At 66.6% G+C, this 1,619-nt stretch carries 1 protein-coding gene; it reads right to left on the reverse strand.

Going from position 1 to position 1,619, the window contains the following annotated elements:
* Positions 1 to 1,619: DUF1522 domain-containing protein (locus I6F28_RS36975; RefSeq protein ID WP_225143920.1), on the reverse strand; the 1,619-nt coding region annotated here is incomplete at both ends.

A 1,619-nucleotide genomic window follows, 5' to 3' on the forward strand; every position in this document is an offset into this window, starting at 1 on the left:
AGGTTCGAGCCGAGGCTCGAGGCCTGCGAGCGGAGCGTGCTCGAGGCGGCGTTGAGGTTGGTCAGCACCTTGTTGGTGGCAGCGTTATCGATGAAGTCGACACCGCTGGTCAGCGAGGCGAGGCCCAGACCCTTGGAATTGTAGGTCACGCCGGTGATGCTGAGGCTCGACTTTGCAGTCTCGTCGAACACCAGCTTGAGCTGGTCGCCGTTCAAGAGGTTGACGCCGTTGAACGAGGAGTCCTGCGCGGTCGAGTCGATCTGGTTCAGGATGTTGTTGAACTGAGACACTAGGTTCGCACGCGAGGTCTGGGCAACGACGTCCGCGACGGGGCTGGAAGCCGTCGAGAACGTCAGCGACGAGGTCAGCGTGCCGCCGATCGCACCACCCGCGGCGCTCGAACCGATGGTCGAGGACGCGTAGTCGTTGGTGGTCGAGATCGTCAGCAGGCCGTTGGCGTCGATCGTCGCCGACAGGTTGTTGGCCTGCAGCTTGGTGTTGAGCTGATCGAGCGTCTTGACCGTGCCGTTGGTGCCGTCGCCGAAGGTGACGTTGACCGCCGTGCCGCTGTTGAAGGAGGTGAAGGTCAAGGTCTTGCCGCTGATGCCGCCGATGCCGGAGGTGCGCGCCGCGGTGAAGGCGGTCGCAGTTCCGGTGTTGCCGGCAAGGCCGAGCGCGTTCAGCGCGTTGCCCGTGCCGGTGATCGACAGGTCGGCATTGACGCCAGTGGACAGCTTCAGCTGGCCCGAGGCGTTGATCGACGAGTTGGTCTGGCCGGAGGCCGTCGCAAGCGTGGCAGCGCCGGCGGCGCTGATGGTCGCGGTCTGCACGCCGGTGGCAAGGTCGATCGCCTTCAAGACGTCGTTGAGCGTGCCGCCCTGCAGATAGACCGTCGAGTTGCCGGCGCCGTCGGTGAGGACGTTACCGCTCGCACCATAACCGGTCGGAATGCTCGGCGCACCGGTCGAGCCCGGGATCGGCGCATTCTTGAAGGTGATGACTTTACCGTTGACGTTCAGCGTCGAGCCGTCGGTGATCGTCGCACCCAGCGAGGCCGCGCTGGTGGTGCGGTTGACGTTGACGGTGGCGTTGCCGCCGCCCACCGACGTGGTCAGGGCGAGAGCCTTGAGCAGGTCGGCCTTGCCGGTGACGCTCAGATCCGCACCTGTCGAGCTCCTCAGCGTGACGGCGCCCGCAGCGACGGTCGAAGCGGTCTGGCCGTTGCTCGTGGCGATCGTCGCCGCACCCGAGGTGATCGAGACCGTCTTGACGCCGCTTGCCAGATCGATCGCGCTCAACAGGTCGTTGACGGTCGCTGCCGGCGTGCCGTTGGTGCCGAGATAGACGGTGCTGTTGCCATTGCCGTCGGTGACGATATTGCCGCTGACGCCCGAGCCGGTCGGAACGCCGGTCGCACCCGGAGCCGAGCCGCTGCGGAAGGTGATGGTCTTGCCGTTCACGGTCAGCGTGTCGCCGTCGGCAGGCTGGGCGTTGCCGGCGAGGCCGGTCGCGGTCGTGCCGTTGGTGGCGATCAGGGTCATGGTGCCGGTCAGCGCCGTGGTGCCGTCGCCGGCCGTTGCGCCCGTGCTGGCGAAGACGCCGATGGTGGCGCCGAGCGT

Origin of the sequence: Bradyrhizobium sp. NBAIM14, assembly GCF_020193895.1 — a bacterium.
In the GTDB taxonomy this organism is placed as follows: domain Bacteria; phylum Pseudomonadota; class Alphaproteobacteria; order Rhizobiales; family Xanthobacteraceae; genus Bradyrhizobium; species Bradyrhizobium yuanmingense.